The 5,413-nt window shown below is 68.9% G+C and carries 5 protein-coding genes; 2 read left to right on the plus strand and 3 right to left on the minus strand.

The window, feature by feature from the left end; genetic code table 11:
* Together eda and edd are read right to left on the minus strand one after the other, a co-directional pair.
* A partial coding sequence (gene eda, locus OS124_RS0109815) for a bifunctional 4-hydroxy-2-oxoglutarate aldolase/2-dehydro-3-deoxy-phosphogluconate aldolase (RefSeq protein WP_010139394.1) occupies positions 1–521 on the minus strand: 521 nt, incomplete at its 3' end.
* Between the two features lie 10 nt (positions 522–531).
* Positions 532–2,334: a phosphogluconate dehydratase gene (gene edd, locus OS124_RS0109820; protein ID WP_010139396.1), complete on the minus strand. Its 1,803-nt coding sequence runs from the start codon at positions 2,332–2,334 to the stop codon at positions 532–534.
* 580 nt (positions 2,335–2,914) lie between these two features.
* Between edd and OS124_RS0109825 the strand changes: the two genes are divergently transcribed.
* Together OS124_RS0109825 and OS124_RS0109830 are read left to right on the plus strand one after the other, a co-directional pair.
* Positions 2,915–4,129 (plus strand): RSP_2647 family RNA methyltransferase, encoded by a 1,215-nt coding sequence (locus tag OS124_RS0109825; RefSeq protein ID WP_010139397.1) that lies wholly within the window; start codon positions 2,915–2,917, stop codon positions 4,127–4,129.
* A complete protein-coding gene (locus OS124_RS0109830; protein ID WP_010139398.1) occupies positions 4,126–4,677 on the plus strand; it encodes an RSP_2648 family PIN domain-containing protein in 552 nt (183 codons plus the stop codon). Before OS124_RS0109825 ends, OS124_RS0109830 begins: the two co-directional genes overlap by 4 nt.
* Before the next feature lie 217 nt (positions 4,678–4,894).
* Here OS124_RS0109830 and OS124_RS0109835 read toward each other — a convergent pair.
* Positions 4,895–5,413: MsnO8 family LLM class oxidoreductase (locus tag OS124_RS0109835; protein WP_010139399.1), on the minus strand; the 519-nt coding region annotated here is incomplete at its 5' end.

Consider the following 5,413-nt stretch of genomic DNA (forward strand, 5'->3'; position numbering starts at 1 on the left):
AGGTAGTCCTGCGCGTTGGAGGGCGAGACCCCGCCCGTCGGGCAGAAGGAGACATCCGGGATCGGCGCGCCAATGGCCTTGATGGCCGCGGCGCCGCCGGCGATTTCGGCGGGGAAGAACTTCTGCACCGTGTAGCCGCGTTCCAGCAGCGCCATGACCTCCGAGGCCGTGGCCGCGCCCGGCAGCATGGGCAGGTCGGCCTGTTCGGCGGCCGTCAGCACCTTCGCGGTCGAGCCGGGCGAGACACCGAACTTCGCACCTGCGGCGACGACCTGGGTGACCGCCGCGGGCGTCAGGATCGAGCCCGCACCGACCACGCCGCCCTCGACCTTGGCCATCTCGCGGATGACCTCCAGCGCCACGGGTGTGCGCAGGGTCACTTCCAGCGCCGGCAGGCCGCCGGCCACGAGCGCCTCGGCCAGGGGGCGGGCGTGGGCCACGTCATGGACCACCAGCACGGGGACCACCGGGGCCAGTTCACAGATCTCGCGCGCGCGGGCGCTTGCGGTTTCAGGGGTCATCGGATGCTCCTCAGACGACGTTGGAGGCGCCTTCGCGAGCGGGCGAGGCGTTCTGGCGGAAGGATTCGAACAGTTCGCGGCCGATGCCGAAGCTGTTTGCCGAGAGATCGGGGGTGACCGGCTGGCGGTCTTCCAGCGGTGCATCGGTGGTGATGGTGCCGTTGACGGCATCCAGCTTCACCACGTCGCCATCCTGCAGCCGGGCGATCCAGCCGCCGTCCGCTGCCTCGGGGCTGAGGTGGATGGCGGCGGGGACCTTGCCGGACGCGCCCGACATGCGGCCATCAGTCAGCAGGGCGACCTTCAGGCCACGATCCTGCAGCACCGCCAGCGTCGGTGTCAGCGAGTGCAGTTCCGGCATGCCATTGGCCTTCGGCCCCTGGAAACGGACGACGACGATGGTGTCCGAGGTGAACTCGCCCCGCTTGAAGGCGGCCTTCACGTCGTCCTGGTCGTGGAAGATGCGCACCGGGGCCTCGATCACGTGGCGCTCGGGCGCCACGGCCGAGACCTTCATGATCGCCGTCCCCAGAGAGCCGGTCAGCGATTTGAGGCCGCCGGTTTTCTGGAAGGGATCCGAGGCGGGGCGGACGATCTTGTCGTTCTCGCTCTTGCGGGCCCCCTCGGACCATTGCAGCGCGCCGTCGATGATCTGCGGCTCGCGGGTGTAGCGTTCCAGCCCGTCGCCCGCGACGGTCTTGGTGTCGGGGTGCAGCAGCCCGTCATTCAGCAGCTGGTCGATCAGGTAGCCGAGGCCGCCGGCCGCGTGGAAGTGGTTCACGTCGGCCAGCCCGTTCGGATAGACCTTGGCCAGCAGCGGCGTCACGGAAGAGATCGCGTCGAAATCCTCGGGGTCCAGGATGATCCCGGCAGCGCGCGCCATGGCGGGCATGTGCAGCACCAGGTTGGTCGAGCCGCCGGTGGCCATCAGGCCGACGATGCCGTTGACGAAGGCCTTCTCGTCCAGGATCTCGCCCGCGGGGCGATAGTCGTTGCCTAGCGCGGTGATCTCCAGCGCGCGCTCGGTGCCCGCGACGGTCAGCGCGTCGCGCAGCGGCGTGTTGGGGTTGACGAAGGAGGCGCCCGGCAGATGCAGACCCATGAACTCCATCAGCATCTGGTTGGAATTCGCCGTGCCGTAGAAGGTGCAGGTGCCGGGCGAATGGTACGAGGCCATCTCGGCCTCCATCAGCTTGTCGCGGCCGACTTCCCCGGCGGCGAACTGCTGTCGGACCTTGGCCTTCTCGTCATTGGGCAGACCGCTCGGCATCGGGCCAGCGGGCAGGAAGACTGCCGGGATATGGCCGAAGGTCGCCGCCGCCATGACCAGGCCGGGGACGATCTTGTCGCAGACGCCAAGGTAGAGCGCCACGTCGAAGCAGTTGTGCGACAGGGAGATCCCCGCCGCCATGGCGATCACGTCGCGGGAAAACAGCGACAGCTCCATGCCCGGCTGGCCCTGGGTCACCCCATCGCACATGGCCGGCACGCCGCCTGCCACCTGCGCCGTGGCGCCCTTGGCGCGGGCGGCCTTGCGGATCAGCTCGGGGAAATGCTCAAACGGCTGATGCGCCGAGAGCATGTCGTTATAGGCGGTGACGATGCCGATATTGGCGGCGCGGCCAAGCGACAGCGCCTCCTGATCCGTCGGGACCCCCGCGTAGGCATGGGCCTGGTTGCCGCAGGTCAGGTGGGCGCGCACCGGCCCGGCCTCACCCGCGCGTCCGATCCGCTCAAGGTAGGTTTCGCGCCGCTCGCGCGAGCGTTCGATGATGCGATCGGTTACATCGGCGATGGTCTGGTTGAGGGACATGGCTGGGTCTCCGCTTTGGCGTCGTCCGCACATGCGCTGCCATCGACTGGGGAGGGGTGGCAGGCAGATGAGTCGGTGAGGGCTGTCTTGGGCGCAGTTTAGCGCTAACGGCGCGGCTTTCCAGTCCGAACCACGGCGTTGGTGCGGTTTCATCCGGGACGGGGCTGCCCGAAACGATACGAACCAGTATACATCTTCTCGGCTTTGCCGCCAGTGTGCCGCAATTCAGCCCATATTCCCAAGCAAAACCGGCATTGCAGGAATGTCGGGTGGGGTCGCGGATCAGCGCCGCGTCAGAAAGACCCGAAGCTTCGTCCGGAGCGCGGCATGCCAGCCTGGTCCACCGGTCGCAAGAACGGAGCGCACGCTGGGCGCTGAAAAGGTCCGCTGGCAAAGGACACCCGCTGGACAAGGGCAAGGGTCATGGGCCCTGCCAGATAGATTTCGCGCCACCCTGGCGCCCTTCCGGCCTGTCGCCGGCAGGACAAGGACACGCGGGGCCCGGGGTCATCGCGTCACCAGGCGACATTCTGTCGTTCCCGACTTCCCCAGATGAGGGGAAGACTATAGGAGGGTGGCCATGCAGCCATCCTCCTCTCTTTTTCCCGCGATCCGACTGAAGCCCAAGGGCGATGCCCGCAAGATCCGCCACGGCTTCCCCTGGGTCTATGCTAACGAACTGGTCACCGACCGGCGCACCAAGGCGCTGGCAACGGGCGCGATCGCCCTGCTGGAGGATGCCGAGCGGCAGCCGCTGGCGCTGGTGGCGGTGAACCCCGAAAGCCGGATCTTCGGCCGGGTGCTTGAGCCCGCCTCGGCAAGTCTGCCCGAGGGCGGACCGGACAAGGCCTGGTTCGCGGCCCGGATCGCGCGCGCACTGGCGCTGCGCGAAACCCTCTTCGATGCGCCCTTCTACCGCCTGATCCATGCCGAGGCCGATGGCCTGCCCGGCGTGATCATCGACCGCTTTGGCGATACTGCCGTCGTGCAGCCTAATGCTGCCTGGGCCGATGTGCGGATCGAGGCGCTCTGCGCTGCGCTTGTCGAGGTCACCGGCGTGAGCAAAGTGCTGAAAAGCGCCTCGGGACGCGCGCGCGGTCTCGAGGGGCTGGACGATATCTCGATGGTGCTGGCGGGCACGGCGCCCGAGGCGCCGGTGCCGGTGCGGATGAACGGCGCCACCTACATGGCCGACCTGACCGGCGGCCAGAAAACCGGCCTGTTCTATGACCAGCGCCCGAACCACGCCTTCGCCGCGCGGCTGGCGAAGGGCGCCCGGGTGCTCGACGTCTTCTCGCACGTGGGCGGTTTCGGCCTCGCCTGCCTGGCCGGTGGTGCCGAGCGCGCCCTGGCGGTCGATGGTTCGGCCCCGGCGCTGGAGCTGGCCTCGGCAGGGGCGGCGGCGATGGGGGCCGCGGACCGCTTCCAGACCCGGCAGGGGGATGCCTTCGCCCAGCTCGAGGCGCTGAACGCCGAGGGCGCGCGCTTCGAGGTGGTGATCTGCGACCCGCCGGCCTTCGCGCCCTCCAAGCAGGCGCTGGAAGCCGGGCTGCGCGCCTATGAACGTATCGCCCGTCTCGCCGCGCCCCTGGTGGCGGAAGGTGGTTTCCTCGGCCTCTGCTCCTGCTCCCACGCGGCGGATCTGGGCAAGTTCCGGGCCGCCTCGATCCGCGGCATCGGCCGCGCGGGGCGCGACGCGGCGCTGATCCACACCGGCTATGCGGGCCCCGATCACCCGATGCACCCGCAGCTGGCCGAAAGCGGCTACCTCAAGGCGCTGTTCTTCCGGCTATGAGGGCGGTGCTCGACGCCTGCGTGCTCTACCCGACGGTAATGCGCGAGATGCTCTTCGGCGCCGCCCGGGCCGGGCTGTTCCAGCCCATCTGGTCCGACCGCCTGCTGGAGGAATGGGCCCTCACGGGGGCCAAGTTCGGCCCAGAGGTCGAGGCACAGGCGCGGGGCGAGATCGCCCTGGCCCAGGCCGCCTTCCCGACGGCCTGCCAGAAGACCCGCCCGGGGATCGAGGACCGCCTCTGGCTGCCCGATCCGAACGACCTCCATGTGCTGGCGCTGGCGGTCTCCAGCTCGGCCGATGTGATCGTCACCGCCAATGCCAAGGATTTCCCGCGCCATATCCTGGCCGAAGAGGGCCTTGGCCGTGCCGACCCGGACGCGCTGTTGCAGGGCTTCACCGAAGCTCAGCCCGAGGGGATGGCAGAGGTCGGCGCGAGGGTGCTGGCCACGGCCCGAAGGCTCTCGGGCGAGGACTGGACGATGCGCGCACTGATGCGCAAGGCGCGCCTGACCCGGACCGGCAAGGCGCTGGAACGGCTGGAAACGTGATATCGGCCTGACGGCCGATTGCCTCCGGCGGGAGGTATTTTCAGCCTGGTGATGCGCAAGAGGGCCTGACCTTCCGGGCGCCGGACCTTGCCATTGAGAGCGTGCAAGCCCTCCTTGTCAAAAGGAGGCCGCCTTGATGGCGCTGCCCCGCATGCATCACCAGGCTGAAAATACTCCGGGGGGAGCGCAGCGGGGGGCAGAGCCCCCCTCCGCCCTCTCAGCTGGCTTCGGCCCCGAGGGCGCGAAGCTGTTCGGCGGCGATCTCGAAGGAGCGGATGCGGGCCTCCGGGTCGTGGATCTGGCCGGTGATGATCACCTCGTCTGGGGCATAGGTTTCCAGGAAATCGGCGATCTGGCGGCGCACCATCTCGGGCGTACCCATGGCGGTGATGCGGAAGGCCTGTTCCACCTGGGCCAGCAGGGCCGGGGCGACGGCCTCCGTGATCCGCTCGACCGGGCGGGGCAGCTTGCCGGGCTGACCGGTGCGCAGCCGGGCGAAGGCCTGCTGCATCGAGGTCTTGAGGTAGGCGGCCTCTGCCTCGGTCTCGGCGCCGTAGACGTTCATTGCCAGCATGAAGTGAGGCTTCTCCAGCCAGGCCGAGGGCTGGAAGCCGCGCCGGTAGACCTCGATCGCCTGATCCAGCGCATCGGGGGCGAAATGCGAGGCGAATGCATAGGGCAGCCCGGCCTGCGCCGCCAGCTGCGCACCATAGAGCGACGAGCCGAGGATCCAGAT

The organism is Oceanicola sp. S124 (assembly GCF_000220565.1).
Taxonomy (GTDB): Bacteria; Pseudomonadota; Alphaproteobacteria; order Rhodobacterales; family Rhodobacteraceae; genus Pseudooceanicola.